We start from the raw sequence: 1,756 nt of genomic DNA, 5'->3' as shown, positions 1-1,756 counted from the left end.
CGCTTGCGGATCTCCTCGGCGGCCTGCGGCACGACCTTGAACAGGTCGCCGACGACGCCGTAGTCGGCCAGCTCGAAGATCGGTGCTTCGGCGTCCTTGTTCACCGCGATGATGGTCTTCGAGGTTTGCATGCCGGCCCGGTGTTGGATGGCGCCGGAGATGCCGAGCGCGACGTAGAGCTGTGGGGAGACGGTCTTGCCGGTCTGGCCGACCTGGAACTGGTGCGGGTAGAAGCCGGAGTCGACCGCCGCGCGGGACGCGCCGACCGCGCCGCCGAGCAGGTCGGCCAGCTCCTCGACCAGCTTGAAGTTGTCGGCGTTACCGACCCCGCGACCACCGGAGACGACGACCGAGGCCTCGGTGAGCTCGGGGCGGGCGCCCTTCTGCTCGGCGACCCGCTGCACGACCTTGGCCAGCTTGTCGGTGTCGCCCACCGTGACGGTGAGCTGCTCGACGGCCGGGGTGGCCGCGGCCGGGGCCGGGTTGATCGAGTTCGGCCGGACGGTGACCAGCGGCAGGCCCTTGGTGACCTTGGACTTGACGATGGTCGAGCCGGCGAACGCGACCTGGGTGGCGGTGCCGTCAGCGGCCAGGGCGACCACGTCGGTCAGGATGCCGTTGTCCAGCTTCACCGCCAGCCGGGCGGCGATCTCCTTGCCCTCCTGGGAGGAGGCGAGCAGCACCGCGGCCGGCTGCACCCGAGCGACCAGTTCGGCCAGCACGGTGGCCTTCGGGGCCACCAGGTAGCCGTCGATCTCCTCGCCCTCGGCGGCGTAGATCCTCTCCGCGCCGTACTCGCCCAGCCTGCCGGCCAGCGCCTGCGCGGCGCCGGCGCCACCGAGCACGACCGCGCTCGGGGTACCCAGCTCGCGGGCGAGGGTGAGCATCTCCAGGGTGACCTTCTTGACGCCGAATTCCCGGGTGGCTTCGACGACGACGAGAACCTCAGACATGACCCTGACCTCTCACACGAACTTCTCGGTGGCGAGGAACTCGACCAGCATCACGCCGCCGGAGCCCTCGTCGGTGACCTTGACGCCGCCGGAGCGCGGCGGGCGCTTCGAATGCTCCAGCACGGCGCTGGTCGCGCCGTCGAAGCCCACCTCAGAAGCCGCGACGCCCAGATCGGCCAGGAACAGCGTCTGCACCGGCTTCTTCTTCGCGGCCATGATGCCCTTGAAGGACGGGTAACGCGGCTCGTTGATGGTGTCCCAGACGGAGACCACGGCCGGGGTCGAGGCGGTGACCACCTCGTAGCCCTCCTCCGTCTGCCGCTCGACGGTCAGCGTGCCGCCGTCGACGGTGAGCTTGCGCGCGCCGGTCAACGCGGCCACACCCAGCCGCTCGGCGATCATGTGCGGCATGACCTGGACCCGCCCGTCGGTCGACTCGGCACCACAGATCACCAGATCCGCATTGAGCTGACCGAGGGCGGCGGCGAGGACCTTCGAGGTGGCCACGGCGCAGGACCCGTGCAGGGCGTCGTCCACCACGTGCACGGCCTTGTCCGGACCCATCGACAGCGCCTTGCGGATCGACTCGGTCGCCCGGTCCGGACCCATGGTCAGGATGGTGACCTCGCCGCCGTGCGCCTCCTTGATCTTCAACGCCTCCTCGATGGCGTACTCGTCCATCTCGTTGATGACGTTGTTCGCCGAACCGCGGTCGACGGTGTTGTCGTCAGCACGCAGGTTGCGGTCCGCGCCCGAATCAGGCACCTGCTTGACGAGTACGACGATGTTCATCGCGCTTCGAC

General features: G+C 69.4%; 2 protein-coding genes. Both read right to left on the bottom strand.

Going from position 1 to position 1,756, the window contains the following annotated elements; all coding sequences use genetic code 11:
* Window positions 1-953: electron transfer flavoprotein subunit alpha/FixB family protein (locus tag ONA70_RS36135; protein ID WP_265010963.1), on the bottom strand; the 953-nt coding region annotated here is incomplete at its 3' end.
* A gap of 12 nt (window positions 954-965) precedes the next feature.
* On the bottom strand, window positions 966-1,745 hold the full coding sequence (locus tag ONA70_RS36130; RefSeq protein ID WP_265010964.1) for an electron transfer flavoprotein subunit beta/FixA family protein: 780 nt from the start codon (window positions 1,743-1,745) through the stop codon (window positions 966-968).
* Window positions 1,746-1,756 lie beyond the last annotated feature (11 nt).

Source organism: Micromonospora yasonensis, assembly GCF_026013475.1.
GTDB lineage: Bacteria > Actinomycetota > Actinomycetes > Mycobacteriales > Micromonosporaceae > Micromonospora > Micromonospora yasonensis.
The sequence above is the reverse complement of the archived record's forward strand: the minus strand, read 5'-3'. Positions and strand labels throughout refer to the sequence as shown.

Bases quoted from the DNA above. Each gene is read 5' to 3' on its own strand.
- ONA70_RS36130 (WP_265010964.1), bottom strand. From the start codon at position 1,745: ATGAACATCGTCGTACTCGTCAAGCAGGTGCCTGATTCGGGCGCGGAC.